The 16,966-nt window shown below is 64.9% G+C and carries 19 protein-coding genes; 8 read left to right on the plus strand and 11 right to left on the minus strand.

Annotation, left to right across the window (positions count from 1 at the left end; translation table 11 throughout):
- Positions 1–7: 7 nt before the first annotated feature.
- The 5 genes from AC1Q6X_RS06095 to AC1Q6X_RS06115 all read right to left on the minus strand — a co-directional run bounded on the left by AC1Q6X_RS06095 (position 8) and on the right by AC1Q6X_RS06115 (position 5,349).
- On the minus strand, positions 8–820 hold the full coding sequence (locus tag AC1Q6X_RS06095; RefSeq protein ID WP_492495755.1) for a phosphonate ABC transporter ATP-binding protein: 813 nt from the start codon (positions 818–820) through the stop codon (positions 8–10).
- Positions 821–989: 169 nt separating this feature from the next.
- The gene (locus tag AC1Q6X_RS06100; RefSeq protein WP_070218836.1) at positions 990–1,859 is read right to left on the minus strand and encodes a putative selenate ABC transporter substrate-binding protein; all 870 of its coding nucleotides are present in this window, start codon (positions 1,857–1,859) and stop codon (positions 990–992) included.
- A gap of 25 nt (positions 1,860–1,884) precedes the next feature.
- Complete coding sequence (gene selD / locus AC1Q6X_RS06105) at positions 1,885–2,949, minus strand: selenide, water dikinase SelD (RefSeq protein WP_492495757.1); 1,065 nt, start codon at positions 2,947–2,949, stop codon at positions 1,885–1,887.
- Positions 2,950–3,047: 98 nt separating this feature from the next.
- Positions 3,048–4,127: a tRNA 2-selenouridine(34) synthase MnmH gene (mnmH, locus tag AC1Q6X_RS06110; protein ID WP_492495759.1), complete on the minus strand. Its 1,080-nt coding sequence runs from the start codon at positions 4,125–4,127 to the stop codon at positions 3,048–3,050.
- Positions 4,128–4,206: 79 nt separating this feature from the next.
- Complete coding sequence (locus AC1Q6X_RS06115; protein ID WP_492495761.1) at positions 4,207–5,349, minus strand: FAD-dependent oxidoreductase; 1,143 nt, start codon at positions 5,347–5,349, stop codon at positions 4,207–4,209.
- A gap of 89 nt (positions 5,350–5,438) precedes the next feature.
- Here AC1Q6X_RS06115 and AC1Q6X_RS06120 point away from each other — a divergent pair, with 89 nt between their 5' ends.
- On the plus strand, positions 5,439–6,122 hold the full coding sequence (locus AC1Q6X_RS06120; RefSeq protein WP_492495763.1) for a TetR/AcrR family transcriptional regulator: 684 nt from the start codon (positions 5,439–5,441) through the stop codon (positions 6,120–6,122).
- Here the strand turns inward: AC1Q6X_RS06120 and AC1Q6X_RS06125 are convergent.
- The gene (locus AC1Q6X_RS06125) at positions 6,119–6,808 is read right to left on the minus strand and encodes an LrgB family protein (protein WP_492416623.1); all 690 of its coding nucleotides are present in this window, start codon (positions 6,806–6,808) and stop codon (positions 6,119–6,121) included. The two genes, AC1Q6X_RS06120 and AC1Q6X_RS06125, sit on opposite strands and share 4 nt — an antisense overlap.
- Positions 6,805–7,263 (minus strand): CidA/LrgA family protein, encoded by a 459-nt coding sequence (locus AC1Q6X_RS06130; RefSeq protein ID WP_492495765.1) that lies wholly within the window; start codon positions 7,261–7,263, stop codon positions 6,805–6,807. The genes AC1Q6X_RS06125 and AC1Q6X_RS06130 overlap by 4 nt, the downstream gene beginning before the upstream one ends.
- Positions 7,264–7,366: 103 nt before the next feature.
- Between AC1Q6X_RS06130 and AC1Q6X_RS06135 the strand changes: the two genes are divergently transcribed.
- The 7 genes from AC1Q6X_RS06135 (at position 7,367) to AC1Q6X_RS06165 (ending at position 14,821) form a co-directional block, all read left to right on the plus strand.
- A complete protein-coding gene (locus AC1Q6X_RS06135; protein ID WP_230503075.1) occupies positions 7,367–8,275 on the plus strand; it encodes a LysR family transcriptional regulator in 909 nt (302 codons plus the stop codon).
- Between the two features lie 26 nt (positions 8,276–8,301).
- A complete protein-coding gene (locus AC1Q6X_RS06140; protein ID WP_492495767.1) occupies positions 8,302–9,120 on the plus strand; it encodes a glutaminyl-peptide cyclotransferase in 819 nt (272 codons plus the stop codon).
- Between the two features lie 81 nt (positions 9,121–9,201).
- Positions 9,202–10,068, plus strand: coding sequence for a hypothetical protein (locus AC1Q6X_RS06145; RefSeq protein ID WP_492495769.1), 867 nt, complete (start codon positions 9,202–9,204; stop codon positions 10,066–10,068).
- Complete coding sequence (locus AC1Q6X_RS06150; protein WP_492495771.1) at positions 10,065–10,712, plus strand: hypothetical protein; 648 nt, start codon at positions 10,065–10,067, stop codon at positions 10,710–10,712. The genes AC1Q6X_RS06145 and AC1Q6X_RS06150 overlap by 4 nt, the downstream gene beginning before the upstream one ends.
- A gap of 281 nt (positions 10,713–10,993) precedes the next feature.
- Entirely contained in the window at positions 10,994–13,015 is a 2,022-nt protein-coding gene (locus AC1Q6X_RS06155) for a ferritin-like domain-containing protein (protein WP_492495773.1), read from the plus strand.
- A complete protein-coding gene (gene bufB / locus AC1Q6X_RS06160) occupies positions 13,015–13,959 on the plus strand; it encodes an MNIO family bufferin maturase (protein WP_492495775.1) in 945 nt (314 codons plus the stop codon). Before AC1Q6X_RS06155 ends, bufB begins: the two co-directional genes overlap by 1 nt.
- Entirely contained in the window at positions 13,949–14,821 is an 873-nt protein-coding gene (locus AC1Q6X_RS06165) for an HvfC/BufC family peptide modification chaperone (RefSeq protein ID WP_492495777.1), read from the plus strand. The genes bufB and AC1Q6X_RS06165 overlap by 11 nt, the downstream gene beginning before the upstream one ends.
- A 63-nt stretch (positions 14,822–14,884) precedes the next feature.
- Here the strand turns inward: AC1Q6X_RS06165 and AC1Q6X_RS06170 are convergent, their stop codons facing one another.
- From AC1Q6X_RS06170 to AC1Q6X_RS06185, 4 genes are all read right to left on the minus strand, one after another.
- Positions 14,885–15,133 carry a DUF3297 family protein gene (locus AC1Q6X_RS06170; protein ID WP_010398340.1) on the minus strand — a complete coding sequence of 83 codons (249 nt, stop codon included), beginning with the start codon at positions 15,131–15,133 and terminating at the stop codon, positions 14,885–14,887.
- Between the two features lie 54 nt (positions 15,134–15,187).
- Complete coding sequence (locus AC1Q6X_RS06175; RefSeq protein WP_492495779.1) at positions 15,188–16,009, minus strand: OBAP family protein; 822 nt, start codon at positions 16,007–16,009, stop codon at positions 15,188–15,190.
- 18 nt (positions 16,010–16,027) lie between these two features.
- The gene (locus tag AC1Q6X_RS06180; protein ID WP_205602360.1) at positions 16,028–16,366 is read right to left on the minus strand and encodes a hypothetical protein; all 339 of its coding nucleotides are present in this window, start codon (positions 16,364–16,366) and stop codon (positions 16,028–16,030) included.
- Positions 16,367–16,563: 197 nt separating this feature from the next.
- A complete protein-coding gene (locus tag AC1Q6X_RS06185) occupies positions 16,564–16,965 on the minus strand; it encodes a GFA family protein (protein ID WP_492495781.1) in 402 nt (133 codons plus the stop codon).
- Position 16,966 lies beyond the last annotated feature (1 nt).

A 16,966-nucleotide genomic window follows, 5' to 3' on the forward strand; every position in this document is an offset into this window, starting at 1 on the left:
GCACTCTTCAGCAAAGGGGCCTCGCGGCGTCCAGGTTCGCCTCCACCGATTCGAACTGGGGCGCTGGATCGGCCTTGTTGCGGTACAGTTCGGCGATCATGGCGTCGCTGACCTCGCTGGCAGGCAAGTCGAAGACGATCTGGCCGTCGCGCAGGGCGACGATGCGCGTAAAGCAGGCGCGCGCGATCTCCACCTGGTGCAGGCTACAGATCAGGGTGGCGTTGCGCGCCGTCGCTTCCGCCTGCAGCACATGGATCGTCTGCAAGGCCAAGGTGGGGTCGAGCGCGGACAGCGGTTCGTCGACGAGAAATACTTGCGCATCCGACACGAGCGCGCGCGCCATGCCGCAGCGCTGGCGTTCGCCGCCGGACAGGCGGTCGACCCTGGCGTACAGTTTATCCTGCAGGTTGAATTTGCCGAGCGCTTCCCATGCGGCGCGCGGATCGACGGGCACCAGCAGCGAACGGATGGCCGTCCACAAGCTCCATTGCGGCAGGCGGCCCGCCAGCACGGCGTTGACGACGCGCTGGCGCGGCGGCAGCGGCGGCGTTTGCGGCGCCAGGAATAATCGAGCGCGCAAGGCGTGGCGTTCGCCGCTGCCGATTTGCCAGGGCGACGTGCCCAGGATGTGCAAGGTGCCCGATGCCGGGCGCAGCGCGCAGGCCAAGGTGTGCAGCAGGCTGGTCTTGCCGGCGCCGGAAGGGCCGATCAGGGCGATCTGTTCACCCTGGGCCACGTCCAGGTCCACGTCGCGCAGGGCCAGCGCATTGCCGGCGGCACCCGCGTGGTGGACGCTGACCTTGTGAAGTTGGAATGTCATGCGATGTTCGGTATGGGGGCGTTGGGGTGTCGGATTACGCCATGCGACGGCAGCGTAGGTCGGATTAGGCCGGAGGCCGTAATCCGACAACATTGTTGGCATTATCGCTTGTGTCGGATTATGCGGCTTTGCCGCTAATCCGACCTACGATAAAACGCGTCGACGTAGTCTACTTCAACAGCTTCGCATCGCGCGCGGCCGCTTCGATATCCTTGTAGTTCTCGGCCTTGGTCGGGATGAATTTGGTCGCGCGCTGCAGCTCGAGGATTTCCTTGCCTTCGGCCGTCGATGGGTCCAGCGCCAGGAAGGCGTCCGTCAGCTTCTTGCGCACGACGGGGTTCATGTCGGCGCGCACGCTCCAGTTGTAATCGTAGTAGCCGGGTGTCGTGTAGAACACGCGCACCTTGCTTGGATCGACCTTTTTCGCTTCGACCAGCTTTTCCCATACGGAAATGTTTAAGGTGCCTGCATCGACCTTGCCGCCGGCCACGGCCGCCACGGTGGCGTCATGCGCACCCGAAAACGCGATGCGCTTCATGTCCGTATCCGGATTGATCTTGGCGGCCAGCAAATAGTAACGGGGCATCAAGTGGCCCGAGGTCGACGATTCCGAGCCGAACGTGAAGTTCTTGCCTTTCAGGTCAGACAATTGATTGATGTCCTTGCTGGTGGTCACGAACACGGAGCGGAATTTCGTGTCTTCCTCGCGCTGCACCAGCGGCACGATCTTGCCGCCGCTGCGCACGTTGGCTTGTACAAACGTAAAACCGCCGAACCAGACCATGTCGAGCTTGTGATTGATCAAGCCTTCCACGGAGGCCGCGTAATCGGTGACGGGCGTAAATTCCACCTTCATGCCCAGCTTTTTCTCCAGGTAACTGCCCAGCGGCTTGAACTTGCGCTGCAACTCCGTCGGCGCTTCGTCGGGAATGGCGGACACGCGCAGCACTTGCTGCGCCTGCGCCAGGCCGCTGTGGATGGCCAGGGTGGCGGCGACGGTGGCCAGGATGGCGGGGAACTTGTTGGAGAATGTGGTCATGGGACTGCCTTTGAAAGATTGTTCATTAATATACGGAAACCCCGGTCGTGCCATCCTGCATCTCGCCGATGACGACGGCGTCGCCAAAGCCTTCGGCGCGGAAAATCGCCAGCACTTGCTCGACGGCTTCCGGCGCGCACGCCACCAGCAGGGGGCCGGCCGTTTGCGGGTCCGTCAGGATCGCCTTGTCGATGGCAGTTAGACTGTCATCCAGCGCCACTTGCGCGCCGTAGCCCTGCCAGTTGCGGCCCGAGGCGCCCGTGATGTTGCCATTCTGCGCCAGTTGCTGCACTTGCGGCAGCAGCGGCACGTCAGCCATGGCGATGCGCGCCTGCAACTTGGCGCCGCGCGCCAGTTCCAGCGTGTGGCCCAGCAAGCCGAAGCCCGTCACGTCCGTCAGCGCATGCACGCCATCGAGCAGGGCCAGTTTCTTGCCTGGGGTATTCAATTTGGTGGTGTTGTCGATCAAGGACGCGTAGCCATCCGCGTCCAGCGCATTTTTCTTCAGCGCGGCCGACAGGATGCCCACGCCGATCGGCTTGCCCAGCACCAGTTTATCGCCGGCGCGCGCGCCCGCGTTGCGTTTCACCTGCGACGGGTGCACCAGGCCCAGCACCACCAGGCCATAGATCGGTTCGAAGGAATCGATGGTGTGGCCGCCCGCGATGGGGATGCCGGCCTGGGCGCAGATGGTTTCGCCGCCTTTCAAGATGAGGCCGATGGTTTCCACGGGAAGCTTGTTGATCGGCATGCCCACCAGGGCCAGCGCCATGATGGGCGTGCCGCCCATGGCGTACACGTCGGAAATGGCGTTGGTGGCGGCGATGCGGCCGAAGTCGAACGGATCGTCGACGATGGGCATGAAGAAATCCGTCGTGGCGATCAGCGCCTGCTCGTCGTTGAGCTGGTAGACGGCCGCGTCATCGGAAGTTTCTATGCCGACCAGCAATTCTTTCGGCAGGGGAAAGCCGCCGCTGCCCTTTAAGATGTCGGCCAGCACGCCGGGCGCGATCTTGCAGCCGCAGCCGCCGCCATGGGCAAATTCGGTCAATCGGATGGGGGTATTGGATGTTGCTGCGCTATCTGACATGGAAATTCCTGCTGATGTTGTGTACAACGATGATCATTTTTACCCCAAACGCAAGGTCTGGGGTCGGCCCCTCAGGGTCCGACCCCGGCACTGCGTCTTTAGGGGGAATTAGTGCCGACAATACCACACAACGCGCGCGCGGCTTGCTCAAAGGCATGTTCTGAAATATCGGGCAAGACCAGCGGCGTCGCCTGGGCGTAGCGGCTGAAGTTGCGGGCGATCGATTGCCGGTAGACGGGGTCGTAGTGCTGGACCAGCAGCTCTTCCACCAGCTCGGCCATCTGGCCCGCCGTCGCCAGCTGCTGCCAATGGGCGATTTTCTCCTTGCCATGCAGCTGCGTCAACAGGGCCAGCTGCACATTCAGGCGCTCCGGGTCGCCGACGAAATGTTCATAGTCCTGCATCAGCAATTGCACGCGCTGGTCCGTGGCCAGCCGCACGTCGGTGCAGGCGGCCGCGCGCATCTTGTCCATCAGCGCGTCGGGCACGCGCACGCGGCCTACTTTCTTGCTTTCCGATTCGATGAAGACGGGCAATGCCGGGTCGAACTGGCGCAACTGCTGCCACAGCGCGCTTTCGAACGATTTTTGCGAGGGCTGCTCTTCCTCGGGCAAGCCGCCCAGCACGGAGCCGCGGTGCGCTGCCAATTGTTCCAGGTCAATCACTTGCGCGCCTTGCTTGTCCAGCACCTGCAACAGGCGGCTCTTGCCGCTGCCCGTGGGGCCGCACAGCACGTTGATGAAATCGAAGCGCTCGGGCAGGGTGGCCAGTTCGGCATTCACGTGGCGCCGGTAATCCTTGTAGCCGCCATCGAGTTGCGTGACGGGCCAGCCGATGCGCGCCAGGATGTGCGCCATGGCGCCGCTGCGGTTGCCGCCGCGCCAGCAGTAGACGAGCGGCTTCCATTCGTGCGGGTGACCGAGGAAACCGTCTTCGATATGCCGCGCGATATTCTTCGCCACCAGCGCCGCGCCCAGCTTCTTCGCTTCGAAGGCGCTCGTCTGCTTATATAGCGTGCCGACGCGAACGCGCTGCTCGTCGTCGAGCACGGGCAGGTTGATGGCGCCCGGCAAGTGGTCTTCCGCGAACTCGGACGGGCTGCGCACGTCGATGATGGCGTCGAATTCATGCAGGCGTGGCAGGATGTCGCTGAAGGGAAGGACTGCGGGGTATTTCATCGTGGCGCGGCTGCTTGGAATGGGGAAAGACGTATTATCCCCGATAAAGGCCGCTGGCGTGGGGCTTTGGCGCCGCCTTTCACACTGTGCGTGCCGGGCCGGCGTCCCGCATGCCTGTGAAGAACCGCACCAGGCTATGCGGCGCGTCGTCGTCAAAGCACAGGCGCAGGATGCGTTCCGACTCCACCGCGGCCGCGCTGCTGCGCGCAAACAGCGCCGTTTCATATGCCAGCAAGGCCGCTTCCACGTCGCTTGGGTGCGCGGCAAGCGCCTGCGCCAGCTCGGTGCCGTCCAGCATGGCCAGGTTGGCGCCTTCGCCGGCCGGTGCCATCAAATGGGCCGCGTCGCCCAGTAAGGTCACGCCTGCCACGCGTTGCCAGCGGTGGTCGACGGGCAGCAGGTGCACGGGACGGGGCACGGGCGGCGTGTCCGCGTCCGTGATCAGGGCCGTGAGCGCCGGCGCCCAGCCGGCAAACTCGGCGGCGATGGCTGCCCGCGCGGCGGCGGGATCGGCAAAATCGATGCCTGCCAGCCACTCTTCGGGTTTACTCAGGGCCACATACGCATGCAGCACGCCATCGGCTTCGCGGTGAGCCTGGATGCCCTTGCCCGGCGCCAGCGCGAACAGGGCGCCGGCGCCCACGGCTTGCGCAGTGGCCCCGTGGCGGCGGTCGCTGTCGAACAGATACGTTTCAATGAAGGCAATGCCGCTGTAGGCGGGCTGCGCGCTGGAGAGCAGCGGCCGCACCCGGGACCAGGCGCCGTCCGCGCCCACCAGCAGATCGCTGGCCGCCGTGGCGCCATGCGCAAAGCTCAGCATGTACCTGCCGCCGTCCAGCGTCGCGACGTTTGTCAGTTTGTGGCCCCAGCGCACGCAGCCTTCAGGCAAGGCATCGAGCAAGATGCGGCGCAGCTCGCCGCGCGGCACTTCGGGACGCCCGCCCGTGCCATCGTCGCCCTCGTCGTGCAAGACCGTGCCATGCTGGTCGAGCACGCGGCTCGCTTCGCCGCCCGCATGGATGAGGGCGCGGAAGGCGTCGTGCAGGCCGGCTGCCCGCAGCGCTTGTTGGCCGCTTTCCTCGTGGATGTCGAGCATGCCGCCCTGGCGGCGCGCCTGCGGCGACGCATCCGCTTCATACACGGTGGCGGCGATGCCGTGGACGTGCAGCACGCGGGCGAGCATCAGCCCGCCCAGCCCCGCGCCGATGATGGCGATTTGCATGGTGATCTTTCAGGTGGTGTTCAAAATAGTAGTGGAACGGCGTTCCAGAAGAATTTTGCGGCAAGCCATCATCTGTGTCAAGATAAGCGATGCCCGATACCGTAGCGACCCCACCACGACGCGCCGACTCGCTGACGCGCGACTCCATCATCGACGCCGCCATCGCCCTGCTCGACACAGCGGGCGAGGGCGGCCTGACCTTCCGCGCCCTGGCCGCGCGCCTGGCCACGGGGGCGGGCGCCATCTACTGGCACGTGGCCGACAAGGATGATCTGTTCACGGCCGCCAGCGACGCCATCGTCGCCCGCGCCATGCAGGCCGCCCCGCCTGGCGATACGCCGCAGGCGGGCATCCGCGCCGTGGCGCTGGCCATGTTCGAGGCGATGGATGCGCATCCGTGGCTGGGTTCGGCCCTGTCGCGCGCGCCGGGCCAGCTGCCCACCGTGCGCATCCTGGAACGCCTGGGCCGGCAGGTCGATGTGCTGGGCGTGCCGCAGGACCGGCAGTGGATGGCGGCATGCGCCTTGCTCAATTATCTGCTGGGCGTGAGCGGGCAGAATGCGGCCAATGCCGTCATTGCCCGTGAACAGGGCCTGGAGCGCGCGCATTTCCTCGACACCCTGGCGAGCGCCTGGTCACGCCTCGACGCGCAGGCGTTTCCGTTCGCCCGCAAGGTGGCGGGCCAGCTGCGCGCGCACGACGACCGCGAGGATTTTTTGGCGGGCATCGACCTGATCGTGCATGGCATGCAGGCGCTGCAAGCGGGCCGCTAGCCCAGCAAATGTCCCAGCAGCGGCGCCAGCAGCACCGTCACGATGCCGGAAAAGATCATCGTCAGGCTGGCCACGGCGCCTTCTTCCGTGCCGACCCTGCGCGCCACGGAGAGGCCGAAGCCGTGCGCGGCCGCGCCATATGGGGCGCCACGGGCGATGCGCATGCGCAAGGGCAGCAGTTTCAGCAGCGGCTTGCCCAGCATCAAGCCGAACAAGCCCGTCATCACCACGAAGATGCCCGTCAGCTGGGCCGAACCGCCCATGTGGCGCGACGCTTCCAGCGCGAACGGCGTCGAGACGGAGCGTGCCAGCAGGCTGCGCGCCATGTCGCCGTGCACGCCAAATACCCGGTCCAGCAGCAAGGTGGCGGCGACCGATGCCACGATGCCGGCGCAGCTGCCCAGCGACAAGGCCAGCCAATGCTTGCGGATCAGCTTGCGCTCCTGGAAGATGGGCAGCGCAAAGGCGATGGTGGCCGGGCCCAGCAGCCACGGCAGCCAGCGCGTCTCGCCGAAATACGTGGCGAACGGCGTCGACGTGGCCTGCACGATGACGATCAATATCGCCGAGGTGCAGATGGCGGGCGTGAGCAGAAAATGCGGGTGGCGGCGGTGCACGGCCTGGTTGGCATAAAACAGCACCAGGGTCAGCAGCAGGAACAGCAGCGACAGCAGCAGGGTGCTCATGCTGGCGCCCTCGCGGCGCGCTGGCGCAGCAGCTTATTCAGACGCAACTTGCGTTCATAGCGGCACACCCATTCCACCGTCAGCGCCGTCGCCAGCATCACGCAGGCAAAGCCCAGGCCGATATTTACGAACAGCATCAGACCTTGCGACTTCAACAGTTGCGTAAATTGCACCACGGATACGACCAGCGGTATGAAGAACAGCAGCATATTGGCCAGCAGCCAGTTCGCGCCCAGTTCGATGGCGGCGGGGCGCACCCAGCCCGCCAGCAGCAGGGCCACCAGCACGAACAGGCCCACCACGCCGCCGGAAAACGGCAAGTGCAGGGCGGACGCGGCTGCGTCGGCCAGCCACCAGGCGGCGATCAGGATGCCCACTTGCCACGCAGTCTGCGCGGGCTGGCGCCAGACGGGGATGGAGAGTGGGGCGGCGGTGGAACAAGGGGCGGCTTTCACGGCGGGCTTTCAAACGGATGGGGGAGGTTTTCATTGTAGTGAGCCCACATCAAAAGATAAAATGACTTAAACTCATGATTATCATTCTATTTTGGAATGCATCATGGATATCCGCTCCCTGCGCTACTTCGTCGAAGTGGTCGAGCAAGCCAGTTTTACGCGCGCGGCCGCCAGGCTGCACGTGACGCAGCCCACCGTCAGCAAGATGGTGCAACAGCTGGAGCAATCGCTGGACCTGGCCCTGCTGGACCGCGCGGGCAAGCGTTTTACGCTGACGGACGCGGGCAAGGTGGTGCTGTCGCGCGCGCATGAACTGCTGGCCCTGCACGCGGAACTGAAGGTGGAATTGCGCGACCTGCAACACCTGGAGCGGGGAGAATTGCGGGTCGGCGTGTCGCCGCAGACGCACTCGACCCTGGCGCCATGGCTGGCCGAATACCACCAGCGCTATCCGGGCATCGAACTGAAAATGTATGAAAGCGGCACGCAGGCGATCGAACGCGACTTGCGCACCGGCACGGTGGAGCTGGGCACCATGCTCGACTATCCGGGCAACGCCGCCACCTGGCAGGATTTCGAAGCCTTGCCCCTCGTGCGCTCACCGCTGTGCTTGCTGGCGGCGCCCGGCTCGCCGTGGCAAGGCCGCTCGTCCGTGGCCCTGGCCGAGCTGGCCGACAGCCCCTTCATCTTCTATGGCGCCGCGTTTGCCCTCAACGACATCGTGCAGGATGCCTGCCAGCGCGCCGGTTTCGCGCCGCGCATCACGGGCCGCAGCGGCCAGTGGGATTTCATTGCCTCGCTGGTGCGGCTGGGCGTGGGCATCTGCCTGCTGCCGAAGATGTATTGCGACACCTTGGAGCCGGCGCAGTTTGACGTCATTCCCCTGGACGGCCCGCCCGTGGAGTGGAATCTGATGCTGGCCTGGCGCCGGGGCGGGCGGCTGTCGTTCGCGGCGCGCGCCTGGCTGGAGCTCGTCAGGGCGCGCATGGCGGACGCGGCACGTTTACAATAGGCGCTCGCCAACTTCCGCCCGACCCGATGAACATCAACGTCAATACCAGACTTAAACGCACGGCCGGCTCATTGCTGCTGGGATTGTTATGCACCGTGGGCCTGATGAGCGAAATGGGCTACGCCCAGGCCGCCTTGCCCGTGTATGGTTATTTCGTCAAGAACACCTATCCGCACGACCCCCAGGCGTTCACGCAAGGCTTGCTGTTCAAGGATGGCCATCTGTATGAAAGCACGGGCCAGAATGGCCAGTCCTCCTTGCGCAAGGTGGAATTGACGACGGGCAAGGTGCTGCAGAAAAGCATGCTCGACAAGAATGTGTTTGGCGAAGGCATCACGGATGTGGGCGATGAGCTCCTGGGCCTGACGTGGATTTCGCAGACGGGCTATGTCTTCGACGTGAAGACCTTCAAATTGAAACGCAAATTCAGCTACCCGGGCGAAGGCTGGGGCCTGGCCAGCGACAATCAATTCGTCTACATGAGCGACGGCACGTCGGCCATCCGCGTGCTCAATCCGAAAACCCTGAAGGAAGTGCGCCGCTTCGAAGTGAAAGCCGAAGGGCGGCCCATCGACCGGCTGAACGAACTGGAAATGGTCGATGGGCAACTGTTCGCCAATGTGTGGGGCGCGGACGTGATCGCCCGCATCGATCCCGCCAGCGGTAAAGTTATGGGCTGGATCGACCTGACGGGCTTGCTGCCGCCCGAGCAGCGGGGCACGGCCAATCCCGACGCCGTGCTCAACGGTATCGCCTGGGATGCCCGGGGCAAGCGCTTGTTTGTCACGGGAAAATTGTGGCCCAAGCTGTTCGAAATCGAGCTGATCGAAATCCAGCGCCGTTGATGTTGGCTATCGGACAGTGTTGCTGGCGATGAATCGTTTATGATGGCGTTCCTTCGCCCATTGCGACCTTTACAGGATGCCATGCTGTTCTTTTCTTTACACCGCCTGGCGGCCGCCGCCACCCTGGCCGCCGCCATCGTGCCCGCCGCGCAGGCGCAAGCGCCATACGTGCCGGTGATGCAGCAATACGGCGACTTTGTCGTCACGCGCGACCGCCACGCCCCGCTCGTTACCTTGACTTTCCGCAAGCACGGCTACTGGCCCGGCGGCGCGCGCGAAGTGGTGGAGGTGCGTCCGCTGAAAGCGACGCGCGAGGGCCAGCCCATGCTGCTGGCATTCACCAAGGGCTATACGGGCCAGGGCACCATCCTCATCGGCGTGCAGAATGGCGAACCGCTGATGCGTCCCGTCAGCCCCCTGCAGCGCGACAGCATGGTGCGTACGGAGCGCGACCCCGAATGGGGCGTGCCGCAGCCGGGCAGTCCCGAGGTGCTGCTGTTCGCCCGCGACGGCCGCGCGCTCGACACGGGCACGGGCGAGCTGCTGTGGTTTGACGTGCCGGGCGGCGTCACCGGCGATTACGCGCCCGCCATGCTGGTCTCCGTTTCGCCCGACGGGCGACGCGGCGCGTATCTGACGAATACGCTGACGAATGCGCTGACGAAGGTGGGGATCATCGTCGCCACGCGCGACGACGGCGTGGCCGGTGTGCTGGCCCTGCCGCCAGACACGTATCAACGGTGGCTGAAACCCTTGTCGGAGGCCGCTTCCGCGCAGGCGGGCGCCGCCATCAAGGCGCGCCAGGGCCGCACGGATAGCAACCGCATCCGGCGCGAGCTGGAACTGGCCTGGTTCGGCCAGCAATTTCAATGGAAACAAGGCAAGGGCGGCTGGCAAGTGACGGGCTTGGGCCTCAGTTCCGCGCCGCCGGAAGGAAAACAGCCATGAGCTACCCTCAATTCATCGCCGGCGGCCTCGCCGCAGTCCTGCTGGCCGGCTGCGTGCACAGCGAGATCGCCCCCAGGGATTATCTGGCGCAAGACATCGACAAGAGCCAGGCCCTGGTGGAAGTGGACGTCGTCTTCGGGCAAGCGCCCGACGACAAGCTGACGTCGCGCATGACAGCGCGCAACAGCGTGGAATACGCGGGTGCGCCGCATATCGTCGTGCCGTTCTACCAGAAGGGCCTGGGCTTCGACCAGGGTTTCGCGGGCACCTACATGTTTGCCGTGCCTTATCCGATCGCCAAGGTGGAAACGGCCACGGCCAGCAGCCGCGTCTTCGGACAGAAACTCGAGGGCCAGCAGCCGGGCAGTCCGCGCTATCGTTTCCGCGTGCCGGGCAAGGCGCAGTGGAACAGCAATGAAACCTTCATGCTGAGCTTTGCGCGCAAGGGCCGCCGCGAAGAAATCACTTTCCGCTTCAGCAATGAGCAAAGCTGCCCGTCCGCCTTCCTGGCCACCACGCCACTGTATGGCTTTCCCATCAAGGTTGTCGCCACCTTCAAGGGCAATCAAGGCTGCCTGAAAGTGTGCGACAGCCGCGAGCAGTGGCCCGGCTTTTGCGCCTTCCAGCCGCCGCCGGCCGCGTAACTATCATCATGCAAGCGACGCGCCGGCCATGGCCGGTGCGCTGCTTATACACGCGCGCGTTTCGCCGATTCTATTCAATTGTCATCGAATGGCGGCGTAAAACGTTTATTTATGCGCTGAAAACCCGGTTGAATTGACGCAGATCAATACCGCGGCCAGCCCATAAATCTTGCCGCAAAAATATCTTTCTCAGGCGTATGATTTCCGTGCCGTGAGCAGCGCACGCAGATGGTGCGGCCCGGCCCGATATCCGAAACGCATCGTTCCTGTGGAGAGACAGAATGAAAATGCCCGTTTTAGGAAGCACCCAGGCCGCCATCAGCAACCGTCCGCTCGACATGCTGGCCACCGATACGGCGGCAGTGCGCGCCATCGCCCAGGCAGCCGTCAGCGTGGAACTGTTCACCATTCCCCTGTACATGGCCACCATGTATTCGATCCAGGGCACGCACCAGATCAACTCGAAAGGCATCACCTACTACGAAGGCCGCCAGTGGCCGGGCATGGGCACCACGGCCCGGCCCGAACTGAAGGAGCAGAAGGCTTTCAATATCATTTTCAGCGTCTTCATCCAGGAAATGCTGCACCTGCAGATGGCGGCCAACCTGGCCACGGCCATCGGCACGGCGCCATGCTTCACGGGCTCGGAGCTGCAGTCGCAGGACCACGGCTGGACCTGCTACGGCAAGGATTGCACGGTGATCCCGCACATCGTCGACTTGCAGGACACGGCCGGCTACCGCCACGTGCGCGTCAACCTGGAAGAGCTGAACGATAACCAGTGTGACCTGTTCCTCGCCATCGAGCAGCCGGAACAGCAGGCGCGCGCCCAGCTGGCGAAGTTTGACGAGCACAACCACACCAAATATTTCCCCGAGGTGCCGTTCGTGGGCTGGACGCCGGGCAAGCACGTGCATGATCTGCCCCTGTTCGGCACCATCGGTTACATGTATGAATGCTATGCGCGCTACATCGGCATCGAATACACGGATGGCCAGACCTTGTGGCAAAAACTGTTCGTCAACGGCTCGGTGCAGCAGGATATGTTCAACAGCCAGGTGCCGGGCCACGCCAAGGCGGAGTTTCCCAAGTTCGACACCTGCTTCGGCCCGCAGGACCAGGATGGCGGCCAGACGGGCTCGTTCAACAAGGCCATCGACATGATGGCGGCCATCACGGACCAGGGCGAGGGCAGCGACACGGCCATCCAGCGCTACCGCCGTGACGCAGGGCAGCGCCTGATGGCCGTGCAGCCCGACTACCGCGAAGACCTGGCCGCCTTGAAGTGCGATTACCCGTCGTACGCGAACAATGGCAAGGACGCCGAATCGCGCGATGCGGCCGCGCGCCACGACAGCGCCCCGTTCGATCACTATGAGCGTTTCGGTCAGGTCAAGGCCATGCTGCCAGTGCAGACCTGGGCCGGCTGGCACAAGGAAGGCGGGCGCTGGAGCGAAGCCATGCTGACCAACGAGCGCTACAACCCGGCCACCGCGCCGAAGAACATCCCCGCGCCCGCTGCCGTGGCGGGTGCCCTGAACCGCCTGAAGGATACCAGCGGCACATTGGGGATGCTGAGCACGGTGGCCACGGGCGCCATCTATGGCATTACTTCCGTGCTGGACAAGTACTGGCTGAACCAGCAACTGGAATTCCCGTATCCGTCGATGGTGGGCGCGGGCGACCGCATGGCCATCTGCTGGGCCGTGCTGGGCCAGGCGCCGAACCTGGCGACGGGCGTGCCGCTGGCCGAGAAAGGCGTGCTGTACCACGCCTGCCAGGGCATGCATCTGGAGGACGAGGCGTCGTCCACCTGCGCCGCGCTGGCCGTCTACCATACCTGCCGCGGCTCCAACGGCTGCCACGCCCAGGGCGGCTGCGGCTTTGCCCAGGCAGACACGGGCGGCTCGTCCTGCGGCCATTCGGTCAAGGCTGCCGCGGCGCCTGGCAGCGAATGCTATGTGCCACCGCCGCCGCAGGACGATAAAATCTACAGCGCGCCCAGCGACAACAAATGCGGCGGCTTCGGCGGCTGCGCCGTGCCGATTTCGGCCTCGCAGCTGTATCCGAACACCACGAAGAAGGACCCGCCCGAACCCGCCACCATGACCTTGTACGATTTCGGTCCCGCGCCCGAGCACCGCAGCATTCCGCTGGGCCAGACCATGCGCTTTGCGCTGGGCGACAATGTCTACGACAAGGCCTGGGAAGCCTACGGCAAGGTGATGGCGGCGCGCGGCACGCCGGTGGGCGCGCCGCCGGCGCCCACCGACCTGCGCCTGGCCTTGCCGCCGTCGACCTGATGCGGGGCATCCTGCACGAGGCGCGGCCGCGCCTGGGCCTGCCGAACCTGGGCCTGGGCGTGGGGCTGCGTCCGCCCCATTACGCGCACATCCTGGAACACGGTCCGCAGGTGGACTGGTTCGAGATCATCAGCGAGAATTTCATCGACAACCACGGCTATGCGCGCCATGTGCTGGAGCAGGTGGCGGCGCAGGTGCCCATCGTCATGCATGGCGTGTCGCTGTCGATCGGCAGCAGCGATCCCCTGAGCCTGGCCTACCTGCGCAAGCTGCGCCAGTTGGCCGCCGAGATCCGCCCCGCGTGGATTTCCGACCACCTGTGCTGGACGGGCGCCGCCTCGCTCAACAGCCATGACTTGCTGCCCTTGCCGCTGGACGAGGCCAGCCTGCGCCATGTGGGCGCGCGCGTGCGCCAGGTACAGGAATTCCTGGGCCGGCCCCTGATCCTGGAAAACCCCAGCACCTACGTGGAGTTTGCCCAGTCCAGCATGCCGGAATGGGAATTCCTGGGCCGCCTGGCGGTGGACACGGGCTGCGGACTCTTGCTCGACGTTAATAATGTCCACGTCAGCGCGCATAACCATGGCTATGACGCGGCCGCCTACATCCGCCAGTTGCCGCATGAGCACATCGTGCAAATCCACCTGGCCGGGCCCACCGTCTGCGGCGCCATGCTGATCGACACGCACGACGCCCCCGTGCCGGCCGCCGTCTGGCGCCTGTACGCGCTGGCGCAGCAGTTGACGGGGGGCGTGTCGGCCCTGCTGGAATGGGATGCGGATATCCCGGCGTACCCGCAGCTGCTGGCTGAACTCGACAAGGCGCGCGCGGCCGGGCGGGGAGAGTTTTCCGATGCCGTACCAGCCACGGCCACGGCCACGGCGAGCCTGGCCGCCGTCTCGGCGCCGCTGGGCTTTCACCTGGAGGCCGCCCATGCCCCGTAGCGCCGACGGCGACGCGCGCGCGGACGCACCGCTGGCGCAATTGCAGGCGTGGTTCCTGACGGCCATGACGGCGCCGGGCGGTGCGGCGCGCGGCGCGCAGTTGGCCAGCGAGCGCCACGGTTTGACGCAGGAGCAAGTGTTGAAGCGGGCGCGGGGCGGGCCGGCGCCGCTGCACATCCATGCGGACGGCTACGTGCAGCGCCTGCTCGAATGCCTGCAGGCCGACTATCCCGTCTTGCACAAGGCCATGGGCGACGAGCTGTTCGCGTTCTTTGCCCGCGCCTATGTCTGGCGCCACCCGTCCGCTTCCCCGACCTTGTATGACCTGGGCGGCGGCTTTGCCGATTTTCTCGCCGCCAGCCAGGGCGCGGCCGGCGCGCAGGGGGACGTCTTGCGCTTTCCCGTCGAACTGGCGCGGCTGGAGCGGGCGCGCAGCGAGGCGGCCAGGGCGCCGGGGCTGGAAAAACTGGCGCAGCCCGTCCTGCCTTCCGGTCTGGACTTGCTGTTGGGAAATACTCCGGCCTGGCGCCTGGCGCCGTGCACGCGGCTGCTGGCCCTGTCATTTCCCTTGTGTGCATTCTGGCAACAGGTGCAGGTGGCGCCGGACGCTGCCGTGCCGGCTCAGCCGCAGGCCAGTCCCGCCTTTGTTGCCATTTCACGCATGCATTACCGGCTTGCCATGCAAGAGCTGCAGCCCTGGCAATTTGACTGCCTGCAGGCGCTGGCCGGCGGCGCGACGCTGGCGCAGTGCGCGCAGCAGGCGGCGCGGTCCAGCGGCAGGGCGCCGGACGAGGTGCTGGCCGACGCCATGCTGTGGCTGCCCTTGGCGGCCGCGGCCGGGCTGATCACCAGCGCGGCCTGAATGGTACGGCGGACGCAAAAAAGGCCGATGAAAATCGGCCTCGATGACAACTGCAGGTGTTGCTTAGCGGTAAAACGCTTCGACTTTGCCCTTCAGCTTGATCTGCAGCGGACGGCCGCGGCGGTCGAGGGACTTGGTGGAAGCGACCTTGATCCAGCGTTCGCTGATGCAATATTCTTCCACGTCAAGTCGTTCCTTGTCGTTGAAGCGGATGCCGACGTCGTTCTCGAACACGGCTGCAACGTGGTAAGGGCTGCTCGGGTCGATCGACAGGCGATCGGGCAATGGGGGTAAGGTAGTGGTATCGTTCATGGGCGTAATTATCACCCAGAATGCCGATCCAGACAACGGCCTTTCGCACGCCGTCTATCTGGCTGGACGCGAAATGGCGGGCGCGGCCGTGTGCGTGGATGGCGGCGGTGGTGATGATGAACTGTGCGGCATTCCCGTCGGGTCGGCCAGCTGGATGACCGTGCCGTGCTGCCAGGCGTCGGCACCGGCAACGATGGCGGGCGCGGCGATGTCGGTCCGCTGGCGGCGTTTTTCGGCCGAATCGATGCCGAAGCGGTGGTCGCGCGCGGCGACCATGGCGGCGTCGGCCTGGCCGTCGGCTGTAAAGCCCATCATTAGTTGCGGCACGCCCAGCGGCAAGGTCTTGTGCAGATCCGTGTGCCAGGTATGCCAGGTCTTGCCGTAGGTCCCCACCAGCTTTTGCATCAGCGCCTTTTCCGCCACGGCAGGTATGCCGGGCGCGATCAGCTGGCCCGACTTCACTTCATGCACATGGCTGTGCCACAGCGCTTTTTCCGCCGCAGGCAAACCTTGGTACAGCCTGGCGCTGACGATGTATTCGACGCCCATCAGCTTGGCATCCTTGACGTTGCCGTCGTAAATCACGCATTGAATCAACTCTTCATTGACGATGGCGCAATAGTGGTGCGCCTCCATCTGACCGCGCAGATTGCCGTTGTAGAAATGAAAACCGTCGAGATAGGCATTGAGGGCCGCAATGGGCGGCCGGGCTTGCAGGGCGTCGGCGCCAGCATCGAGCACGCGCGTGGAGACCCCGGCTGGCGCGCCCGGGGCCTCCACGTTCGATGCCGTATTCCTGGCGCCGCAGGCGGCCAGGCCCATGCCCAGCCCGGCGCACAGCATGGCCTTCAGCGCTTTCATGTCGACCAGCAGCATCGGGCCGTGCCTGCGAAATCAGGATTTGTCGTCATTCTTGTGGCTTTGACGTCCCGCTTCCACGTGCTGCTCATGCGTGCCGCCGCGCGTGCCGGAGCCGGAACCCGATTGCTGGCTGCCGCCGCCGCTCTTGCCCTGGCCCGATTGCTGGCCCGACTGCTGCGAACCTTGTGAGCCTGATTGCTTGTCGCCGTCATTCTTGTGGCTTTGGCGGCCCGCCTCGACGTGCTGCTCGTGCGTGCCCCCTTGGGTACCGCCCGACGATTGGCGGCTGCCGGACTGTTTGTCCGACTGTTGGCTGCCCGATTGCTGTTTGTCCGATTGGCTGCCGGATTTGTCGTTGCTGTTCGAAGTCATGATCATGTCCCCTAAGGTTAGTCTGCGTCGTCATCCGCTCCAATATTGGGTTGGATGTTCCTGCCTGAGCTCCGGCGCCGTGCAGCACCGTTGAGACCATTCTCGTTGCAAGCGTCGGGCTTAACCATAGGGACACTCCTTGTCGCCACGTAGGAAAACTCCGGCGTAGCAGACAACCATTTCTACATTTACATTGTTTACAAGTGCCCTGTTTCCTGCGGCGGCCTGTCCCAGTCGTCATGCCAGCCATCGACAAAGGTGACGGGCACCCGGGCCAGCTCGGCCGCCGCCGCATCGTCGAGGCAGTTCACGCCGATGCCGACAAACGGGCCGCTGCGGGGCGAATCGCCGTAGCCAAACGGCCGTACGCCGCAGTGGCGGCAAAAATAGTGGCGCTCGCGCCCGGCGCCGAAGCGGTATGCGCTCAAGTCGCCTTCGCCGGCCAGCAACTGGAAGTCGGCGGGCGGCACCTGGCTGGCCCAGCAGCGGATCTTCAGGCAATAGGAACAGTTGCAGCGCAGGCTGGGGGCCGCCAGGTCGATCTCGGCCGCGAAGCGCACGGCGCCGCAGTGGCAACTGCCATGGTAGGTTTTTTTCATC

Source organism: Janthinobacterium sp. GW823-FHT06H09, from assembly GCF_058794735.1.

What these genes read in the sequence shown, in the direction of transcription:
- AC1Q6X_RS06115 (WP_492495761.1), bottom strand. Translation starts at nt 5,349, where the DNA reads ATGCAAATCGCCATCATCGGCGCGGGGCTGGGCGGGCTGATGCTCGCC.
- AC1Q6X_RS06155 (WP_492495773.1), top strand. Translation starts at nt 10,994, where the DNA reads ATGAAAATGCCCGTTTTAGGAAGCACCCAGGCCGCCATCAGCAACCGT.
- AC1Q6X_RS06140 (WP_492495767.1), top strand. Translation starts at nt 8,302, where the DNA reads ATGAACATCAACGTCAATACCAGACTTAAACGCACGGCCGGCTCATTG.
- bufB (WP_492495775.1), top strand. Translation starts at nt 13,015, where the DNA reads ATGCGGGGCATCCTGCACGAGGCGCGGCCGCGCCTGGGCCTGCCGAAC.
- AC1Q6X_RS06135 (WP_230503075.1), top strand. Translation starts at nt 7,367, where the DNA reads ATGGATATCCGCTCCCTGCGCTACTTCGTCGAAGTGGTCGAGCAAGCC.
- selD (WP_492495757.1), bottom strand. Translation starts at nt 2,949, where the DNA reads ATGTCAGATAGCGCAGCAACATCCAATACCCCCATCCGATTGACCGAA.
- AC1Q6X_RS06120 (WP_492495763.1), top strand. Translation starts at nt 5,439, where the DNA reads ATGCCCGATACCGTAGCGACCCCACCACGACGCGCCGACTCGCTGACG.
- mnmH (WP_492495759.1), bottom strand. Translation starts at nt 4,127, where the DNA reads ATGAAATACCCCGCAGTCCTTCCCTTCAGCGACATCCTGCCACGCCTG.
- AC1Q6X_RS06145 (WP_492495769.1), top strand. Translation starts at nt 9,202, where the DNA reads ATGCTGTTCTTTTCTTTACACCGCCTGGCGGCCGCCGCCACCCTGGCC.
- AC1Q6X_RS06100 (WP_070218836.1), bottom strand. Translation starts at nt 1,859, where the DNA reads ATGACCACATTCTCCAACAAGTTCCCCGCCATCCTGGCCACCGTCGCC.
- AC1Q6X_RS06185 (WP_492495781.1), bottom strand. Translation starts at nt 16,965, where the DNA reads ATGAAAAAAACCTACCATGGCAGTTGCCACTGCGGCGCCGTGCGCTTC.
- AC1Q6X_RS06150 (WP_492495771.1), top strand. Translation starts at nt 10,065, where the DNA reads ATGAGCTACCCTCAATTCATCGCCGGCGGCCTCGCCGCAGTCCTGCTG.
- AC1Q6X_RS06125 (WP_492416623.1), bottom strand. Translation starts at nt 6,808, where the DNA reads ATGAGCACCCTGCTGCTGTCGCTGCTGTTCCTGCTGCTGACCCTGGTG.
- AC1Q6X_RS06170 (WP_010398340.1), bottom strand. Translation starts at nt 15,133, where the DNA reads ATGAACGATACCACTACCTTACCCCCATTGCCCGATCGCCTGTCGATC.
- AC1Q6X_RS06095 (WP_492495755.1), bottom strand. Translation starts at nt 820, where the DNA reads ATGACATTCCAACTTCACAAGGTCAGCGTCCACCACGCGGGTGCCGCC.
- AC1Q6X_RS06180 (WP_205602360.1), bottom strand. Translation starts at nt 16,366, where the DNA reads ATGACTTCGAACAGCAACGACAAATCCGGCAGCCAATCGGACAAACAG.
- AC1Q6X_RS06175 (WP_492495779.1), bottom strand. Translation starts at nt 16,009, where the DNA reads ATGCTGCTGGTCGACATGAAAGCGCTGAAGGCCATGCTGTGCGCCGGG.
- AC1Q6X_RS06165 (WP_492495777.1), top strand. Translation starts at nt 13,949, where the DNA reads ATGCCCCGTAGCGCCGACGGCGACGCGCGCGCGGACGCACCGCTGGCG.